The 20,165-nt window shown below is 28.3% G+C and carries 16 protein-coding genes and 1 pseudogene; 5 read left to right on the top strand and 12 right to left on the bottom strand.

From position 1 onward, the window contains the following. Nucleotides 1–103 precede the first annotated feature (103 nt). The 4 genes from GOQ20_RS04585 to rpmH form a co-directional block, all read right to left on the bottom strand. Complete coding sequence (locus tag GOQ20_RS04585; RefSeq protein WP_187468893.1) at nucleotides 104–4,621, bottom strand: M60 family metallopeptidase; 4,518 nt, start codon at nucleotides 4,619–4,621, stop codon at nucleotides 104–106. Nucleotides 4,622–5,217: 596 nt separating this feature from the next. Further along, entirely contained in the window at nucleotides 5,218–7,137 is a 1,920-nt protein-coding gene (gene yidC, locus GOQ20_RS00665; RefSeq protein ID WP_167845002.1) for a membrane protein insertase YidC, read from the bottom strand. Further along, the gene (gene rnpA / locus GOQ20_RS00660) at nucleotides 7,115–7,456 is read right to left on the bottom strand and encodes a ribonuclease P protein component (RefSeq protein ID WP_167845001.1); all 342 of its coding nucleotides are present in this window, start codon (nucleotides 7,454–7,456) and stop codon (nucleotides 7,115–7,117) included. Before rnpA ends, yidC begins: the two co-directional genes overlap by 23 nt. Before the next feature lie 15 nt (nucleotides 7,457–7,471). Further along, nucleotides 7,472–7,618: a 50S ribosomal protein L34 gene (gene rpmH / locus GOQ20_RS00655; RefSeq protein WP_027333701.1), complete on the bottom strand. Its 147-nt coding sequence runs from the start codon at nucleotides 7,616–7,618 to the stop codon at nucleotides 7,472–7,474. A 186-nt stretch (nucleotides 7,619–7,804) separates the two neighbouring features. Here rpmH and serS point away from each other — a divergent pair, with 186 nt between their 5' ends. After that, nucleotides 7,805–9,070 carry a serine--tRNA ligase gene (serS, locus tag GOQ20_RS00650; protein WP_167845000.1) on the top strand — a complete coding sequence of 422 codons (1,266 nt, stop codon included), beginning with the start codon at nucleotides 7,805–7,807 and terminating at the stop codon, nucleotides 9,068–9,070. 144 nt (nucleotides 9,071–9,214) lie between these two features. On the opposite strand, the pseudogene GOQ20_RS00645 reads toward serS, so the two are convergent. Beyond that, nucleotides 9,215–10,307, bottom strand: a pseudogene (locus tag GOQ20_RS00645) (IS30 family transposase). A 272-nt stretch (nucleotides 10,308–10,579) separates the two neighbouring features. On the opposite strand from GOQ20_RS00645, the gene GOQ20_RS00640 reads away from it, so the two are divergent. The 4 genes from GOQ20_RS00640 to GOQ20_RS00625 are packed head-to-tail and all read left to right on the top strand — an operon-like array spanning nucleotide 10,580 to nucleotide 13,130. Continuing rightward, entirely contained in the window at nucleotides 10,580–11,413 is an 834-nt protein-coding gene (locus GOQ20_RS00640; RefSeq protein ID WP_167844999.1) for a hypothetical protein, read from the top strand. A 2-nt stretch (nucleotides 11,414–11,415) separates the two neighbouring features. Then, nucleotides 11,416–11,811, top strand: coding sequence for a hypothetical protein (locus GOQ20_RS00635; RefSeq protein ID WP_167844998.1), 396 nt, complete (start codon nucleotides 11,416–11,418; stop codon nucleotides 11,809–11,811). Continuing rightward, nucleotides 11,795–12,787: an MAG4530 family protein gene (locus GOQ20_RS00630; protein WP_167844997.1), complete on the top strand. Its 993-nt coding sequence runs from the start codon at nucleotides 11,795–11,797 to the stop codon at nucleotides 12,785–12,787. The genes GOQ20_RS00635 and GOQ20_RS00630 overlap by 17 nt, the downstream gene beginning before the upstream one ends. Beyond that, entirely contained in the window at nucleotides 12,780–13,130 is a 351-nt protein-coding gene (locus GOQ20_RS00625; RefSeq protein WP_167844996.1) for a hypothetical protein, read from the top strand. Before GOQ20_RS00630 ends, GOQ20_RS00625 begins: the two co-directional genes overlap by 8 nt. A 391-nt stretch (nucleotides 13,131–13,521) precedes the next feature. Here GOQ20_RS00625 and rsmI read toward each other — a convergent pair whose 3' ends face one another. The 7 genes from rsmI to eno form a co-directional block, all read right to left on the bottom strand. Further along, on the bottom strand, nucleotides 13,522–14,238 hold the full coding sequence (gene rsmI, locus GOQ20_RS00620; RefSeq protein ID WP_167844995.1) for a 16S rRNA (cytidine(1402)-2'-O)-methyltransferase: 717 nt from the start codon (nucleotides 14,236–14,238) through the stop codon (nucleotides 13,522–13,524). Continuing rightward, entirely contained in the window at nucleotides 14,231–15,157 is a 927-nt protein-coding gene (locus GOQ20_RS00615) for an AAA family ATPase (RefSeq protein ID WP_167844994.1), read from the bottom strand. Before GOQ20_RS00615 ends, rsmI begins: the two co-directional genes overlap by 8 nt. Beyond that, on the bottom strand, nucleotides 15,135–15,800 hold the full coding sequence (gene tmk, locus GOQ20_RS00610; RefSeq protein ID WP_167844993.1) for a dTMP kinase: 666 nt from the start codon (nucleotides 15,798–15,800) through the stop codon (nucleotides 15,135–15,137). Before tmk ends, GOQ20_RS00615 begins: the two co-directional genes overlap by 23 nt. Before the next feature lie 14 nt (nucleotides 15,801–15,814). Next, nucleotides 15,815–16,399 (bottom strand): toprim domain-containing protein, encoded by a 585-nt coding sequence (locus tag GOQ20_RS00605; protein WP_167844992.1) that lies wholly within the window; start codon nucleotides 16,397–16,399, stop codon nucleotides 15,815–15,817. Beyond that, nucleotides 16,399–16,689: a YbaB/EbfC family nucleoid-associated protein gene (locus GOQ20_RS00600; protein ID WP_129620264.1), complete on the bottom strand. Its 291-nt coding sequence runs from the start codon at nucleotides 16,687–16,689 to the stop codon at nucleotides 16,399–16,401. Before GOQ20_RS00600 ends, GOQ20_RS00605 begins: the two co-directional genes overlap by 1 nt. A 15-nt stretch (nucleotides 16,690–16,704) precedes the next feature. Further along, nucleotides 16,705–18,570 carry a DNA polymerase III subunit gamma/tau gene (gene dnaX, locus GOQ20_RS00595; protein WP_167844991.1) on the bottom strand — a complete coding sequence of 622 codons (1,866 nt, stop codon included), beginning with the start codon at nucleotides 18,568–18,570 and terminating at the stop codon, nucleotides 16,705–16,707. Between the two features lie 209 nt (nucleotides 18,571–18,779). Beyond that, nucleotides 18,780–20,144: a phosphopyruvate hydratase gene (gene eno / locus GOQ20_RS00590; protein ID WP_167844990.1), complete on the bottom strand. Its 1,365-nt coding sequence runs from the start codon at nucleotides 20,142–20,144 to the stop codon at nucleotides 18,780–18,782. Between the last annotated feature and the right edge of the window lie 21 nt (nucleotides 20,145–20,165).

Raw genomic sequence — 20,165 nt, 5'->3', positions numbered from 1 at the left:
AAGAAACACCACAACAAAAACACCATCCCATATGTTGCATTGGGATGGTGTTTTTGTTGCACTGGAGATTACACTCAAGCAAATGCCTATAAATAGGCATTTTTTAGTTTTGAATATCTTTATATGAAATAAATGTTAAAACTAATGGTTTGTTTTCTTTGTTTACAATTTTAAGAGTATGTGAATCATTTCAATTTATATTTGTATCAGTAATTTTGGTTAAAAATAATAGCTCATTAAATAATAATGTGTTGTTTGATTGGTTAGAAGCACTAATATCTCTACCTACTAACTCACCATCAAAATAAACATCAAAAGTAGACATATCTTGACCTTTTTGTCCCATAATTACCATTTCTGGCGAATTAATTGGAATTTCTATATAGTCATTAGCAGTTACAGATTTAGCCACAAAACCATTAATTGGACTTTCTATACCATCTATTTCACTACTTATCATTTCTCAATGTCCATAAAATCTATTATTTTTACTGTTAATTGGAATGATGCTATCAGTATTTAAATTAATTCCAAATTTAATTTCAGCTAAAGTAATTCCATATCTATCTGTATTAAGAGTGTTTCTAGCTTGAATAGTAATTTCTTCTATATCATAAACACGATCAAAGAAAACTCTTTGATAAGAAGAATTGCTTCATCTTGAACTAAAATCATAGTATAAATGTTGTATATGATATTCATCAGAATTTTTTTCTTTAATTGTTACTGTCAATTCATTCGGCACATATCAACGTCAATTGCTTTGTCTTGGATATATATCAATAAAGTTAGCTTTAAAACTTTCACTAGCTTGATATGTCAATCTTACCGGTCTATTTTGAACAGCATTATCATAGAATTTTTCATAATATGTATTAATATCATTATCAAATACTTTATAAGCTTCTGGACCATCTGGCACCATTGTAAAGCTAAATTTCGGTTCCGCCATTCCTAGATTTTTGATATATCTTGAAATTTGAGTTTTGTTTTTACTTTCATTAGTTCTGTATCTACGTTGATATTGATAAGCTGGATTTTCAATTAAATTGCGAAGTTGATCTGCATTTAAATTATCAGTGTTTAAAGTAGGAGTTATAGAATTTGTAACTAAATTAATTTTTTCTGTTCCATTAGCTAATCAGAAATTCATATTACCAGCACCTGCTTTGTTATAAACTGCTAATTTAATTTCGTAAATTTGACCTTTGACAAATTCAAATGACCCTAAATTTTGTTCACTATTAGAAGCTCTCAAACTACTTCCAATTAATTGATTATTAACTCAAACCGCAGATCAATCATCAGCAAGTGCTTTAAATTCAAAAGTTCCTGTTGTAGGAGCAACAAATTTCATTGTTGATTCTAAAAGAGTATTTTGCCTCTTGTTTAAATAATTAAGTTCATCGAAATTAAAATCTTGCACAAATGAAATAATATTATTTTGATCTATTTGAGTGTAAGCAGCATAAAGTTCATCAAAAGAATTTACATTAGAACTTAAACTTGGATATAGTTTCATTACTGGGCGATTAACCACATTTCTAATTTTAATTTTCATTTTGTACATTGGTACATAATTACTTGGTTTATTCTCAAATTCATCTGGAATAATATCTAAATCGAATTCATCAATTTCTGCAAAAGTATCTGCATTAGCACGGTAAGTAACTTTAAATTTATTATTTGAATCTATAGTTAAAGAATTTCCTAATTTAGTTTGAGTTGGCACTTGAATGTTTTTAATTCTAAAATTAGGATTAAATGAAGCAATACCTTTTTCAAAATCAAAAACATAATCTTGGCCAGCTGGGATTTGGAAAGCAGGCATTGTATCAGAAGTATATTCGAAATTACTTGTTTCACTATTATATAAATAGTTTCCAACAGCGTAAATAGATGAAACAAAATCAAAAGCAGGATATTTATTTAATTTGTTTTCTTCTTCTGGAGTCACTGGTATTTCTCGAGAGCTATCGCCATTAATTTCTTTAATTACTGTGAAATTCTTTTGCAATGTTTCACCTGTAGTTACAGATGAAGCATATTGTTTAAGTGCATATAAAGGATTTAATTTAAAGTAATCTGCTAAATAAGTTATAGTAGTGAAAAATTTTTCTGAGTTTTTACTTTTTCCAGAAGCTTTAATTCAGTTTGCAAAATTCATTGGCCCATATTGGTAAACCATATTGGCATATAATGAATATCAATCCTGATTATTGGTTTTTTTAGCATTTAAAATGTATCCATTAGCCAATCTTGATCAGCCTTCATCTAAATCACCTGTAAAATTAGCAAAATTACGTAATCTTGTTCTGTCATTTATAAATGTTAAATCAACTGTTGAAGGAATATTTGTTCATCCATGATTCTTAATATTGAATGGATCTTGATGTTGTTCAAAGTTATGATTAATTTCGTGGTAATTACCTCAATTAGCAAAACCAAAATCTAAACTTTTACCATCATAATAACCTTTAGCTCAACTAATAGCGGCTCAAAGATTATTTGTACCCCCTCAAGCTCCAGCTCCACCTCAAATATCATCGCAATAATTTAAAGCTATTTTAGGATTTCGGTAATCTCCTCAATAATATGACATTTCATAAAAACTATTTCATTTCTTAAAGACTTCTTCTGGGAAAACCATATTATCTAATTGCACCCCAGCTACAGATGTAGGAGTGGTGAAAGGAACTAAAATTGAAGAATAATTAGTTTGGATTGAAGCGACAGGGGCGGTAATTTCACCATTTTTAATTTTTGTAATTTGTGCATTTCATTGTTCTTCAGTGGTTTGATCATAAACATAATGGAATTGTTCTACCGCACCATAAACTTTGAATTTTAAAGAAGCAAAATTTCCGTTATATTTGAAGTTTTGTTTTAATTCAAATGATAAAGAACCACCAAAAGGCGAAGCCACTTTAATTTTTCTAGTTTCTGGATCTATCTCACTAAATTGAAATGTAAAGATACTTTGTACAAAAGGATAACGGTTAGAAATTCTAGCTGTATCGTTAAAACCTCTGTTGTTTCAATAGTTTTGATTTATATGAATTTTAATTGGTAAATCTTTATTTCATGCGTTTTTAAAAATATTATATGTCTCAGCATCAAATTCAATTTCTGCAATTTCACCTGCTGGAATATATAAACCTAAAGCATTACTTCCTGAAAAACTCCCATCAATTTTAAATTCTTTAGTAAGTGATTTGGTTTCATTAGTTACATTCTTTTGATATCATAAAGCCGCTGCTGGGTGTTTTTTCAATTGACCACTTGCGATTTGAGATTTAATTCATTGAGGGTCTGAATATTTAACATCTGTTTCTCCTGGAACTCTTTCAGCAAAAACTAAGTTTGAAATATTAACTCTTTCACCATCCAAATTCATAAATGAATTTTCTTTATTATTATCTTCATAATTATAATCTCAACCTGGATATCTAAAGCCTTGTGAAGAGTAACGATTTAATAATTCTGTTTCATAGAACTGGTTATTTATTTTATTTTCACGTGATTCATAACCTAAAAATTTTTGCTGATAAGTCACAATATCAAAAGCTTCATTTAAATTAGCTGCAAAACCTGGATCTGTGTTTTGGAAATTGTCAGATTCAATTTCTAATTCGTTAGTTTTTCAACTTAAACCTTCATTGTCAAATACAATAGCATAGTATGTACCAGGTCTGTTTGTTTGATATGATGAAGAACCTATTTGATCTAATTTTTTATTAAAATAAAATCACTGAGTTCTAGAAAGATCCAAATTGGTTGTTTTATTTAAAGTTAAAGTTATTGGGTTTCCATTGGTTATGATTACATTATCACGATTTTGCAAAATAACTTCACTAAGTGGATTGACTTTATGAACTATTAAGTTATTAAAAGTTTTAACAAAGGTTTTATTATTGTAAGTTCCTTTAATTGCAACTGAATAAGTTGTATCTGTTTCGATATCACTATATTGAATTTGTAATTGTGGAATTGTAGTATTTTTCAAAAATTCATTATTAGAACTTCAACTATATTGATTAATTACTAAGTTGTTCTGAGAATTATTAAGCCCTTCAATATTGATATTTAAAACACCAGTTGTTGAAGTAAAATATCCATTATTTTCAACTATAACAGATGCATTTTGAAATAATAAATTAGTTTCTTCAGCAGTCAATTCTTTTGATTCTTCTGGTGTAGGATCAGTAGAATTAGGGTTGGTTGGTTCTGTAGGCTCCGCCGGCTCAGTAGGTTGTGTAGGTTCTACTGGATTTGGATTAACAGGATTAGTAGGCTTAGTAGGTTCTACTGGTTCTGTAGGTTCAGCAGGATTAGGATTAGTTGGTTCTGTAGGCTCCTCCGGCTCAGTAGGTTGTGTAGGTTCTACTGGATTTGGATTAACAGGATTAGTAGGCTTAGTAGGTTCTACTGGTTCTGTAGGTTCAGCAGGATTAGGGTTGGTTGGTTCTGTAGGTTCTACTGGATTTGGATTAACAGGCTGAATAAGATTTTTTTTATTTCTCTTCTTCAAAATTAAAGTTGTAGTTACAACGCTTGCAATTGTAATCGGAGTTAAAAGAGCAAGTGCACCTATTAGTACTTTCTTTTTATTTTTTTTCATACACACTCCTTATTTAAAATATTTTTATATTTTAACAAAAACACTCTAAATAAATAATATTTAATATTTATTAAATAGGAAATAGAATGTTAGGTTAAACTGGATACAAAAAATCACGTGTTTAAAATTTGCGTGTGATTTTTCTAATTTATAATATTTCGGTCTTGAAGAATAACCTATGTTTTCGGTAAAATTTGCAACTTATCGATTGTTCTTTAATTTATCAAAAATTAAATTGCTTCTTTTTCTTCAAAAGGAAACTCTTTTAAGTTTACATTCTCATAAAATTCTACATAGTTAAAAAAATTTTCCTTTTAATTTATTGAAGAATTGTTTTTAGAATTTATCGAAACAGTTACCAATAAGATTGACACCGTAAAAAGAAGTTCTAATTTTTTCAAATCTTGTTCATATAACATCTACTTAAATATGTTTATTTTTATTAATTAGTGTCATTATAACAAGGCCGCAAAAATAATAAATTTATTATTCAAAAACATTTATTACTAAGTAATTTTTTAAATAAAAAGCATCCTCAAATTTAGGACGCTAATTAATAATTATTTTAAGCAAAACTTGCTTATATATTGCTTTTATTATTTATTAAGCAATGATTTTTTTGAATACTTATCTTTGAATCATTGAGTTTTTTTCAATCTGTGGATAAGCAATGTTTGGAATAAACTTCAAAGACCAGTGAATGTTCAGTAAACTTGAACCCCAGCTGTAAAGATAACTGTAATTATTGTAAAAACAATCATCATCATTCTTTGAGTTCTTTCTGATTTTTTAAGCGCTTCTCTTTCAGCAATTGAAGCTCTTAATTTCATTTTCTTTCTCACAAGTAATTGAGGAAGCAATTGAGATAATAACTGAATAGCCACAGCTATAATTATTAATAAGATATATTGTCATGCACCTTCAAATACTTTTGTATATGAAGTAGTTGCGAAGTTAATTCCTAATCATCAAGTTGATTTGATTTCAGGAAGTGCTTGAATAACACGTCACATCGCAATGAAAATTGGCATTGTAATAAAGGTTGCGCCAATTACATCTAAAGGATTAATGTTAAATTTCTTGTTTAATTGTTGCAATTCTTGGTTTTTACGCATTTTCATTGCTTTGTTATCTTCAAAACCTTTGTATTTAGCTTCGATAGCGGCTTTTTTAATCTTCATATCTTCTTGGATTGATTGACTAACAGATTGTTTTCATGTAAATCCAATTGTTAATAATCTAGTAACAATAACAACAATAATAATTGTTAAGATAGATCCTCAACCATTAAGATCTGTGATTCCTTGACGCAATGCTTGTGTAAGAACTGCAAGTGGGTAAACAAGTAACCCATAAAATGGTCCATATCCTCAAGCTTCACTTCAAGTGGTGATTGGTTTAGATTCATAATCACCTTTTAAAGCAAGACCAATATCATTGTGTGCATTAATGATGTGTGATTCTTGATCTACGTTAGCTACATATGAATCACCAGATGCTTGAATTCACCCAACAGTAAGAAGCATTTGGTTTAATAAGTTTAAATACTTATCAATGGCTACTTTTTCTTTCACTGATAAAGTAGCTGTATTTTTTGTTGCTTCATCTTCGCCATTAATAGCTGTGTTAAGTTTATTAACTTTTGCATCTAATCATTTAGAAAAGTCAGTTTTATTTCCTTGTGCATCTACAACAAAGTCAAATGATTTTACAAATGCACTGTCTTTACCAAAAGTATAATCATAAAACGCTTGAAGAATATCACGTGCATATTTTTTATTAGCTAATGAAGTTGAAGGAGCTTCTTCTGAATTTAAGTAGTTAGCAATTGTACCCAAAGTAGGTAATTTTGTAACAACATATTCTCCATTTTCATTAGTAATTAAAGCACCTTTGTCATCTTTTTTAAGCTCAAGATTTTCTTGTTTTCCTGAGACAAAGATAAATGTTTTGATTAATGTATCATCATTAATATCATTTACATATGAGTAATTTTTTACTGTTGAGTTAGTAAAAAGGTACTTTCCATTTTTTTCAAAAATAGGTTTGCTATTTTGATTTTCATGGACATTTTTAGCATCAATAATTTGAATTGCTGAGCTATATGAACCATATTCTCCATATGTTCCATTATTTTGAGTTGTTTGCTCTTGAAGCTTAGCTAAAACGTTTTTGTCGTTAACATAAACGTTTTTTTCTTTTTCAATACTTAAAAGATCATATGTGTACTTGATATTTTCAGTTCCCGCTTTGGTTGTTTCGGTTTTAGTAGTATTTTTAAATGTATTAACTTTAGGTGCGATTTCTTTTTTGTTTAAATAAAACTCAAGTCCGTTACCAACATAGTTAGATGATTTGATAACGAATGACTGAACACACCCTGTAAGAGTTATACCGAATAAAAAAACATAAAAAACAATTTTCGTTCATTTTCAAATTTTCTTGAAAAGTTCTGAACGTTGTTTTTTAGGATCTTTATCGTCAGTAAAATAATTAAAATTTTGAGATCTTTGCATGTTTCCTAAACTTCTCAAAGAGTTTGTTAATTTCTTTTTGCTTGGTAGCAAAATCTTCTTCAACAAAATCTTTGCGGGCAATTATTACAAATTCATACTTATAATCATAAATATTTAAATTATGAATAATTGCACGTAATTGTCTTTTGTATAAATTTCGACCTACAGAATTAGCAAACTTTTTAGGAACAGTAATTCCTATTTTAAAGTTATTACTTTCCTTGTAATAAATAATTACAAATCTGTTTAGTAATTGCTTTTTAGAATTAAGAATTTCATTGAATTCTCAATTTTTCTTAAGCCGATAAATTTTTTTCATAAATTAAACTAAAAATTATTTATCTGAAACAGTTAATCTTTTTCTACCTTTAGCTCTTCTGTTAGCTAATACTTTTCTACCATTAGCAGTTTTCATTCTTGCTCTGAAACCGTGTACTTTAGCGTGTTTACGCTTGTTTGGTTGGTAAGTTCTTTTACTCATGTTTCCTCCTTGTTTATATTTATTATATAAGCGTGCTTATATTATACCTTAAAAAGTTATTTCTAAGTATAGTAATTTTACCCCTAAATTATAGACCGATTAAGTTAGAAAATTCATTATTTTGTATCATTTTTTAAATTAAAGAAATTAAAAAAGTTTATAATTTGGAAAACAAGAGAGGTGCAAATGTTAAACTTAAAATACGTTTTAAATAATAAAGATGAAGTGGCTAAAAAACTTGATTCTAGAGGCTTTGATTTAGATGTTTTTGAGCAATATTATGACTTAGCAAGCCGTAGAGGAAAACTTATGTTTGAGTCTCAACAACTTAAGAGCCAACTTTCAACACTTTCAAAAGAATTTGGGAAATTTAGAAATGAACCTGAAAAATTAGCTAGCTTAAAAGAGCAAATTGCAAATATTAAAGAGCAAGAACAATTACTTACAAAACAAGCAGATGACCTTAATAATGAAATTGAAAAATTAGCTTTATCAATTCCTAATTTACCTCTTGATGAAGTTCCTTATGGTGAAGGTGAAGAAGATAATGTTGAAATTTCAAGACACGAAAACCTTGGTAGAGGCCTTGTAACCAATGTTAAACCTCACTATGAAATTGCTCGTGAATTAGACATTATTGACTTTGAAAGAGCAGTTAAATTATCTGGTTCAAGATATGTAATTTACAAAGGGCTTGGAGCAAAACTTACTAGAGCCTTAATTTCATTTATGCTTGATTTACATGTAAGCAAGGGTTATACAGAGTTTACAACCCCAGTTATTGTTAATGAAAACATTTTATATGGAACAGGTCAATTACCTAAATTTGCTGAAGATTTATACAAACTTAACAATTTAAATCAATATTTAATTCCTACAGCTGAAGTTACACTTACAAATTACTATAATGATGAAATTGTCGATCTTTCAACCCCGTTTAGAGCTACAGCATACACAGAATGCTTTAGATCAGAAGCTGGTTCATCAGGGAAAGATACAAAAGGAATCTTAAGACAACACCAATTTAAAAAAGTTGAGCTTGTTAAAGTGACAACTGAAGAAGACGGAATCAAAGAATTTGAAGCTATGCTTAATGATGCTAAAGATGTGCTTGAAAAATTAGAAATTCCTTATCGTTCATTACAACTTTGCACTAAAGATATGGGATTTTCATCAAGAAAAACAATTGATTTGGAACTTTGATTACCTTCTGAAAATAGATTCAGAGAAGTTTCATCAGTATCATATATGGGTGATTTCCAGGCTCGTAGAGCAATGATTAGATACAAAGATAAAGATGGAAAAACTCAATATGCACACACAATGAACGGTTCAGGACTTGCAATTGACCGTGTTGTAGCCGCTCTTTTAGAAATTTATCAAAACGAAGATGGCTCAATTTCAGTGCCAAAAGTTTTAGTTCCATATATGGGGACAGACTTAATTAAATAAAAAACCAATAGTAAACTGAAACACAAAATATGGATACAACCATATTTTGTGGATTGAGTGTAATTTCCAGTGCAACAAAAACACCATCCCAATGCAACATATGGGATGGTGTTTTTGTTGTGGTGTTTCTTTAAATTTTATGAATTATTTTTTATATCATTTGAAGAATTTGTTTCTTTCAGTATTGGACTTTATTTTTCTAAAAGCACGATCATATAATTGGATTTCTTGTATTTTCGAATCTCAAGGTTTTTTATAATAATACAAATCGAAAAACAACTCATCAGCTGAAAAATAATCAAGAATTTCTCTTGGCATATTGTTTATTTGTTTTTCTGTTTCCATAATTTCTTCATCCGATATTTTGATAAAATTCGTTTTCTTCGGATATTTTCTTCTTATTAAACCATTAAAGTTTTCAATTGATCCTTTTTGGAAAGAAGCATATGAATGAGCTTTATAAATTTTAATTTGCAACCTATAACCAATCATGAAAAACGACTTAAATTCCGGTCCGTTATCAATAGCTATAGATTTAACATTTAGTCTTTTTTCTTTAATTAATTCAAACAACACTTTTGCTACATTTCATGGATTTTTATCTGGTACTTTTCTTATCAATCCGTAACGAGTTTGTCTTTCTTCAAAGGTTAGTAAATGTGCAGTAGTTTTTCCTTTTTTACCGACAATTAAATCAGCTTCTCAGTGTCCAAATTCAGATCTATCATTAACATTTTTAGGTCTAAAAGTTATTGGTATAACATATCTATTACCTACAAGTCTTGTTGTTGTGTCACCAGTTCTTTTTCCACCTTTTTTATAACGTGGACGTAGCTTGTTTTTATTGTCAAAGCTCATAACCCACTGTTCATTCAATTGTAAATTGTTTTGATTGTAGGTATTGGAAAATCATAATGATTCTTTATTTTGAATCAGGTAATTTTTACCCCTGAATAAGTATTGTCAAAGTTTTCTAAAAATACTTTTGTGAATTCCTTGTAATAATAAAAATCAGATTCCAATTTAAATTGATATTTTCATTTTTCTCTTATTTTAGATTTGTTTTCAGTTTCTTCAGCTATATACCCATTTTCGGTCGAATTATTTTTTATTTCTCTTCATATTGTAGATTTTGAAAAACCAAGAATTTTTGCAATTTTTTCTAAAGAAATCGAACAATCTTTTAAAAAAGTTCTAGTTGTGCCCTATTTTTAAAACAAATTCTTTTATAATTCATTTATGTGGATCCTTTGCAAAAACACCACAAAAAAATTTTAATAAATTTAAAAGAAACAAAAACACAAGAAAAAAAAGCGTGGCGTGTAGCCATGCCTTTTTTTCTTGTGTTTTTGCCCCCCGCGTTGCAACGCAAATTACAATCAAGCCACAAAATATGGATACAACCATATTTTGTGTTTTTTTGATGTTGTAAAAAATATTTATAGATATAATAAAAGTAGGATATTTTATAGATATCCTAATAAGACATTAAAAAAAATAAGGAGGAATATGATTATCCCAGTTATAAATGAAGGTTTAATTGATTTAAAATCAACACATAAGACTTTTGAAAAAGATTTATCAAAAGAACAAATCAAAGTTGCTTTAGAAGATCTAAAGAAAAATAAGTCTCTTTATATGCGTGATATTAATTATACATTAAAATTAACTAATGAATTAGAAAATAAATTAAATGTTATAGTAGACGAATCAACTCAAATTGATTTATGAGATTTGATAGCTTCTAGTTTTACAAGTAAAAATCCGAAAGAAATTCAGGTAAGCTCATATTTAACCCAAAATGAATGGAATGATTTAAAATCATTTTTTAATGTTTGAGTAAAAAATGTTCATTCATATAGAGAAGCAGTCTCAAATTTCTTGATTGATTTTTCAAATGGTTTAAAATCTGTTTTAGCTGAGATTGCAGAATCGACAGATGTCGTAGGAGATTGAGTAGGCCACACATTTAGTAATGGTGATATAGGTATTAAAGAGGTGGATGTTGCTATAAAAGGAGTTCAAATTGCTGCAGCTATGCCACGTTTAATCTCAGATATAATGCCGGAATTAAAAAAAACAATATCTTCTCTTACATTAACAATTGAAAAATTAAAATATTCAATTGATAAAAAAGAGAATATAAATGATGTTTTCAGATTTGCATTGGAAGGCTACCAAACTTTATATAATTATTCTTGATATAAGACAATATCAGTTTCTTATTGAACTTTAAGGGGAAATTTGTGAAAGTTAAGTGAGAAAGCAAAGGAATTATATTCTAAAGCAGAGCAAAGGAAACAAGAAACAGAATATCAAAGATATTTTAGTTCAGGATATTAATAATGGAACAATTAAAAAAAGAAATATCATTTTTAAAACTTAAATTTTCTACTCTTAATTCCTCAATAAAGTTGATAATTTTAGCACTTATTTGTGTTTTATCACTTAATATATTTTTTTGATTTTTTATATATTCAATAGCAATTGGTAGTTCTGGAAAAGTTTCTAAATCTTTCCAAATATCTGTACTTATAATATCAGGGATTCTTTCTTTGATATTAATCTCATTTATCTTATCTAGAATTTTCTTTATTATTGCAAATGTAAAAAATAAAGAAAATAAAAACATAGATTTTGAGAAAGTAGCTAATTTATATAAAATAGCATTACTTTGAAGTTGAAATATTTATAGATATAAAAAAATAAAAAATATTATATTAAATGCAAAAACAAATTAATATTGCTTTTGAACAAATTTCTTTCATTAAAAAGTTAAAAGTCACTGATCTTGTTGTTCATGGTAGTTTATGTAATTTTTTACTCAATAAGAACAAGATAAATAGAATACCAAAGGATATCGATTTTTTTCCTGATAAAAATTTATCAAATTATGAAAGTATAAATCTTTTAAAAGAAAAAGGAAATTGAATCATTTTTGATGATATTTTTGCAAAAGGTGTTTTAGAAAATAATGAAATTGAAATTTTATTTCCGAAAATTATACCTAAAAAATATATTAAGCAAAAATACGGAATAAAACATGTCAGTTTTAGTTGATATTTATGCTCTAAACTATCTCAATTAATTAAATTTATAAATCAAGAAAAAATAGAATTAGATAAAAAAATAAAGGTTTTAAATGATTTAAGTTTTTTGATTGAAAATAATAAAATTAAAGTTTGTGCTCTTTTAATGAGTAAAAGAATAAACAAAATATTTAAAGAAGTTATTTTGACAAATTCATTTATTTGATATTTTTTCCAAGACTCATACGAAAATCATTTATTTCAAAATCAATTTTTAATCGAAAAAATAACTAACATGATTGAAAAAAACAATAACAAATTGAATATAAAATTAAAAAATATGAAAATTATTTGTAATTTAGTTAAAACAATAATTGCAGATAAGGAATTATTAAATATAAACGAAGCTGTCTTAACAACATTAAAAAACAAAGAAGACATTATAGAAAATTATTATTTTATCGAAAAAGAAATGTTCTTTCAAAATAAATCACTTTTTCTGAATTTTAGTAACAAAAGAAATAAAGACAAATTTGAACATTTCATAAAAATTAATTATGAAAAGAAATGTTTTAAAAATGTTAGCTTTTTGTTGCAAAATTATGAAAACAAAGTGGATATAAGAAAGTGATTAATTTACAAAATTTACTGCAACTTCTTAAAGTTGCAAAAGGAAAAAAATGACTAAAAAAGACGTTTATGAACAAATCAACAAAAAAACTAAATTAATTTGAAACATTTTAATCTCTGTTTTTTTAACAGCTTTATCTTGTTGATTTATCTTTGTGATTACAAAAATAATAACAGATGGTCTTAAAGAAAATGAAACAAAAGAATTTGCTATTTTTGCAGTTTTAATGTTTTTTGTTATTTTACTATGATTATTTTTTGCAATTAAAAATGTTTTAATTTTAATTTTTAAAGGTTTTTATAGAAAAAATAATGAAAGTGAAAGATTAAAAAAACTAGCATCAATAATACTTTTAATGATGTTTCAATTTAATAAAAGAAAATTTATTCTTCAAAATTAATTTAAAGTTATTACCTTTTAGGAATCATCTGCTCGATTGTAAATTAATTGCAATGCGGGCGGTCCAAAAACACTAGAAAAAAGGCGTATCGTGTAGATATGCTTTTTTCTAGTGTTTTTGTTTCCTTGTTTTTACAGTTTCCTATAAGAGAAAATATAAATTAATAGAAAAGTGATTTATCTTAAAACAATATTAGACTAGTGTTTATTTAATTCCTATTTTATTAAAAATTACAAAAATTATATTTTTTAACACAGATAATTTGTAGATAAATAAAAAATAACAAATAAAATTAAAAAAAGAAACAAAACTACCATTCCTTGTTACGTTGAAAATGTAGTTTTTGTCGCGCTTTAGATTACACTGAAGCAAAAAATCAATAGCAAAATCGCTATTGATTTTTTAAATGTGCATATTTAGAAACTTTCTCTTTCTTGATTTTAGGGATATTAAGTATCAAAGTAAATTCGCCCTTAATTTCATTATTAGCAAGAAGTTTTTCCAAAACTTCTTTAGCATTTCCGTAGTATCAAGTTTCATACATTTTAGTAAGTTCTCTTGAGAGACAAATTTGTTCTTTTCCACTAAAAACTTCGTTAATATCTAATAAGGATTGCTCTAGTTTATGGGGAGAAACGTAAAAAATGTATGTTCCAATTTCAAGCTTTGCAAGTTCATTTTTTCTTTGGTTGCTTTTATCTTTTAAAAACCCTAAAAAGGTAAAGGTGCTACTAAAATTAGAACCTACAAAAGCAGTAATAGCAGCATTAACCCCAGGGATGATTTCTATTTCGAAATTATTACTTCTTACTTGCTTGATTGCCTCAAAACCTGGATCCGAAACAACAGGCATCCCAGCATCAGAAACAAGCGCTACATCAATTCCTTGCTCCAGTAACTTGATAATTCCATTGCTTGAACTTCTTTCATTAAAGTTGTTATAAGAAAAAAGTTTTTTATCAGGAAGTTCAAAATGTCTTAGTAATTTAGTGGTAACTCTAGTATCTTCGCAAGCAATGTGCTCGACTTTTTCAAGTGTTTTCAAAGCTCTTAGGGTAATGTCATCAAAATTACCAATTGGGGTACCTACAATATATAATTTAGCCATAACACTCCATTATTTCGATTAAAAAGTTTTCTTTACTAATATTAAAATTTAATTCTTTTCTAGCTTTGGTAAAGAATTTCTCAATTGTTTCAATTATTAAGAAAGGGTTTTTAGTTGAATTGATAAGTTTATTACTTAATTTATTTAGTTTTTCAAAATCACTTTTTCTAGCATTAAAAGGATAAAAATTTCAAGTGCTCTTAATAATGTTTACCATTGTTTTTAAGAGAGATTTATTAAGCTCTCAATTATCTTTAACAAGCTTTTTAGTTAGATAAAGATATAAATATTCCTTATTTTTAGTTGAATTTTGAATTGCAACTAAAAACTCGCTCAAAATACTATCTATTTTATTATTAAAAGAGAAGTTTTGAAGTTTTTCAAAATTATCAAAAGATAAAGAACATAATATTTTATGAATATTATCGTCTAAAAAGTTGATTTGCTCATAAATACTTACTGGATTTTCAGGAATTATTTTAATTACTTGAGCTCTAGAAATTATAGTTGGCAAAACTTTATTGATGTTATTAGTTGTTAAAATAATCACAAGATTATCAGAAGGATCTTCAATATTTTTAAGCATGCTATTAAGCACGCTTAAAGAAGCGTTTTCAATATTTTCAATCAAGATAATTTTTTCTTTTTGATTTCCGCTTTCTCTAAAAGAAGCATTATAGAAAAAATGTTCAACTATTTCTTTTTCAATTTTGTGATTTTTACCGTCGATATAATATAAATTTGGATCCAGATTTTCTGGGTCTAAAGATGTTAATTGGAGCTCAAAAAGTTCATTTAAAAAAAGCAATAGATCATTATGAATTTCTAAACTTGGAGAAGCTTCTAAAATGTATAAATGCGAAAGCATATTATTAGCTTTCGCATTTTTTAAGTCATTAATTACTTTGTGACTTAACATATTTATTACAATATTCCTTAAATTTAGGGTGATTAGTGAGTTTTTCAAAAACTTCTTCGAGAACTTCTTGCATAGTTTTAGAAGCATCAATTAAAATGAAACGCTCTGGATTTTGCTTAATTAATTCCTTATATCCAGCATAAACTTTTTCATGAAAAGCCATTTTTTCATTTTCCATTCGATCTTTGACTAAACGAGTTTCTTCTCTACGTTTATGAGCTTCCTCAGGAGTAAATTCCATAAAGAAAGTAAGATCTGGAATAGCATCTTCAATTACTAAAGTAGTGATTTGTTTAATAAAATCTAAATCTAGTCCCCGTGCATAACCTTGGTATGCATAAAAACTATCGATATAACGATCACAAATTACAAATTTCTTTTCTTTTAAAGAAGGTCACACCACTTTTTCTAAGTGAACTCTTCTACTTGTGGTGTATAAAAGAGCTTCCGCCATATCTGATAAATCAGAAGCTTTATCTAAAATGATTTCCCTGATTCTTTCAGCTTCAGGAACCTTATCCCCGCCAGGTTCCCTTGTTAATACTAAATTTAACTCTGGAAATTTTTTATGCAACTCTTGTGCAAGCTTCCCAATTGTTGTGGTTTTACCAGATCCATCCAGTCCTTCAAAAGTTATAAACATAGGCACCCCTTTCGTTATTTTTGTCTATGTTCAAGTGCAAATTTTAAAGTAAATTCATCCATATAATCTACTGAAGCTCCAATCGGAACTCCAATAGCAAGTTGTGAAACTTTAATATTTAAAGGTTCAAGTTCTTTTTTGATAAGAGCATTGGTAATTTCCCCTTGTAAAGTAGGAGAAATGGCTAAAATTACTTCATCAAAGCTTTGGCAATATGTTTTTAACCTGCTTATAATTTGCATCACTTTTTGAGTATCATTTTCTTCTTTTAATAATTTCTCAAAAACAAAATACTTCCCATTATAAAAACGAGCATTTTCAATTTTTTGAATCACTAATTGACTTTCGACAATCATTAATGTATTTTTTCGGTCTTGATCGTTGCAAATGTAGCACAAATCATCTTCTTTTGCGTTTAAACAAAATTGACAAAAGCTAATTCTTTCCTTAACTTTTTTAAAATAATTAGAAACAGAATTAACATCTTCTTCATTGGAATTTAAAACTCAAAAAACAATTTTTTCAGCTTGTTTCTTGGATATTCCAGGTATTTTTTTGAGCTTTTCAATAAACTCTTCAATTGTTGGTGAATTAAACATTAAAATGGCATTCCGCTAGGCATTTGTGGTGTTAATTCTGCTTGTTCATCTTTGATGTTTTGTAACACTTCATTAAGAACTACATAGAAAACATCTTGTAATGATTCAACATCACCATCTTCTAATAATTCGGGATCAATAGTTACTGATTTGACTTCAAATGCACCACTAACAACAACTTTCACACCGTATTTTTCAGCAGAAAATTCTTTTTCTTCAAAAGCTGCTTGTTTCTCTTCTAATTCTTTTTGCATTTTTTTCATTTGCTTTAACATATTTGGACTAAACATAATAAATTCTCCTATTTATTTTCTAATTTCTAATTTAAAATCAACATCATCTCCAAAAAGATTTTGAACGATTGAATTAGACTTATTTGAGCTGTGTTCTAAAATGTTATCAAAGTTTTTGATATGCTCAACATTTTTTACTTCTAAATCACGATTTTTCTTTCTAAGAGCAATGGCTTCTTTTTTGAGGTTTGTAGAAATTGGATATACATAAAGATTTTTTTGGAAAAAATCTTTGATTGTTTTTTTGAAAAAAGCTTTACCTAAGTTTTCTTTAAAGAATCTTAGAACTTTTTCATCTTGACATTCTAAAACCACAAAATCACTATAACCAGCTGCTACGGTAGTTTTAGCAATATTTTCAATGACTTCTTTTGCTTTTTTATCAGGTAATTGAGAAAGGTAAAAACTAAGCTCATTTTTTGTGTTTTCACAAATTGACTTGTATCTGTTTTCAAATTGAACATAATCAGGTTGAGCTTTTTTAAAAATTGAAAGCTCCATAATTTGTCTAGGTGTGAATAAATCATCTCCACTATTTAAATTTACATCACTTTGCTCTTTAAAAACATTTTGAATTGGTTCGCTATCAATTTTTTCTAAACTTTTATCAATAGCTTTCATGTCGATTTTGATTGTTGATTTAGATTTAGGAAGCTCCGCTGGCTCAATTGTTTGTTTCTTAATATATGTAGGTTCTTGATAATGATAAAAATCATCAACAAACTCAGGTTCTATAACTGGCTTACTTTGTATTTTAGAAGCCTCGATCACAGGTTTTTGATAGATAATAGGTGCTTCACTTTTGACACTTTTATCACTGCGATTCAGCACTTTTAAAAGCCCAAGTTCAATGATTTGAAAAGGATTTTCTGATTTAAATATTTTAGTGAAAATATCATAAAATTGCTCAGAAAGATCAAGCGCAACAGTGATAGAAAATTTAAGGTTTGCAAAATCTTCTTTTGAAAAATGCTCCAAGTATTTTTCATCACCAGTTTTATTAAAAATAATTCATTCTTTAGTGGCATTAATTAAAGAAAAAATAAGTTGTTGTGGATCAATTCCTTCGATATAAAGTTGGTTAAGCTTTTTGATAAGTTCAAATGAATCACCGCTATTTATGATTTGTAAAAGTTCAATGATAGTGCTTGAAGAAATAATTCCAAAGGTTTTTAAAACATCTTTGTAAGTGACTTTTCCATTCCCTAATGCAGCAAGTTGATCAGATACTGAAAGAGCATCTCTCATCCCTCCAGAAGACAGGTTAGCAATTGCATTTAAGGCTTTTTCTTCATACTGGATATTTTCTAATTTAAAGATTTTTTGAAGGTGGCTAACAATATTTTGATTAGTCATTCTTAAGAAATTAAATCTTTGCAATCTTGAAAGAATTGTAAGTGGAATTTTTTGTGGATCAGTTGTAGCGAAAATAAAAATAGCATGCTTTGGAGGTTCTTCTAAAGTTTTTAAAAGTGCATTGAAGGCACTTTTAGAAAGCATATGCACCTCATCGATGATGTAGATTTTATACTTTGAGTTAATTGGGGCTTGCTCGATTTTTTCTTTTAAATCTCTAATTTCATCTACCCCATTATTTGAAGCTGCATCCATCTCGATAATGTCAAAATTATTAGCAAGATTATCCTTACATTCCTTGCATGGATTTAATGAATCATTACGGTGGGCACAATTTAGCACGCTAGCAAAAATTTTAGCTACTGAAGTTTTACCTGTTCCCTTTGGTCCATTAAAAAGATAGGCATGCCCTACTTTGTCATTTTTAATAATGTTTTTAAGCGTTTCCACTATGTGTTCTTGACCAACAACTTCTTCGAAATTTGATGGTCGATATTTCCTATATAAAGCCTTGTAACTCACTATATTTCTCCTATTTTATAAATTATATTGAATTTAAATAAAAGAGCCTGAAAATTATAAAAAATATTGATTTTTGCTTAGTTTTGAGACAAAAACAATTATTTTTTCGATAAAAAAACGCTAAAGGTGCTTAAACCGAATTTGTCTATATTATAGGACAAAATGAATAAAAAAACATAGAGCTTGCGCTCTATGCAATTAATTTTGTATTATTTAACTTCGATGTTGTAGAATGATTTAACACCTTGGAATTCTGATGAGTTTCCAAGTTCTTCTTCGATAGCTAATAAACGGTTGTATTTAGCAATACGGTCTGTACGTGATAATGATCCAGTTTTGATTTGTCCAGCGTTCATAGCAACAGCAATATCAGCGATCGTTGAATCTTCTGTTTCTCCTGAACGGTGTGAAACAACAGCTGTCATGTTTGCTTTTTGAGCCATTTGGATAGCGTCAAATGTTTCTGTTAATGAACCAATTTGGTTAACTTTAATTAAGATTGAGTTCATTGATTTTTCTTCAATAGCACGTTTTAAAATAGCTGTATTTGTAACTGTAAGGTCATCACCAACGATTTGAAGTTGTTTTCCGTATTTTTCTGTGAATTTTTTAAATCCAGCTCAGTCACTTTCAGCAAGACCATCTTCGATAGAAATAATTGGGTATTTAGCAACTAAGTTTCCTAAGTAGTCAATCATTTCATCTGTTGTATATTCTAATTTAACACCTTCTAAGTGTTCAAATCCTGGTTTTTTGCTTTCGATAGCAGCTTTTAATTTACCAAATGTATATACACCATTGTTGTAAAGTTCACTTGAAGCACAGTCCATTGCAATAGCAACAGCTTTTTCTCCTGAACGAGCAGGAACGTATCCGGCTTCTTTAATAGCATCAACTAAGAAATCAAGAGCTTCTTCATGTGATTTGAAGTTAGGAGCAAATCCCCCTTCATCTCCAACTTGAACACCGTGTCCAGCTTTTTTAAGTAATTTAGCTAAGTTGTGGAATACAAAGTTTGCCATTTGTAATGATTCTCTAAGGCTTTTTGCACCAACTGGCATAATCATAAATTCTTGGAAGTCGATTGTGTTTGATGCGTGTTCTCCACCGTTAATAACGTTTAACATAGGAACTGGTAATTGGTGAGCATTGAATCCACCAAGGTATTTGTAAAGTGGCAAATCAAGTTCATTTGCTGCTGCACGAGCAACTGCAAGTGAAACTCCTAAAATTGCGTTAGCACCAAGTTTTGCTTTGTTTTCTGTTCCGTCTAATTTGATCATAGCAAGGTCAATTCCACGTTGATCTGTAACTTCCATCCCTTCAACTACTGGAGCGATGTCTTGGTTAACGTGATCAACAGCTAACATAACACCTTTTCCACCAAATCAGTTTGATTCATATTTTGACCCTTTATCTCTAAGTTCAAGAGCTTCTCTTGTTCCTGTTGAAGCACCTGAAGGAACCATTGCTGATCCGTATCCACCTAATTCTGTGTAAACTTCAACTTGAACTGTTGGGTTACCACGTGAGTCTAAAACTTCACGTGCGTGAATTTTTTTAATTGCTGACATTTTTCTCCTTAAAAATTTAAA

It is taken from the genome of Mycoplasmopsis gallinacea (assembly GCF_012220205.1).
GTDB classification, from domain to species: domain Bacteria; phylum Bacillota_I; class Bacilli_A; order Mycoplasmatales; family Metamycoplasmataceae; genus Mycoplasmopsis; species Mycoplasmopsis gallinacea_A.
This window is presented reverse-complemented; position numbering and strand designations above follow the sequence as displayed.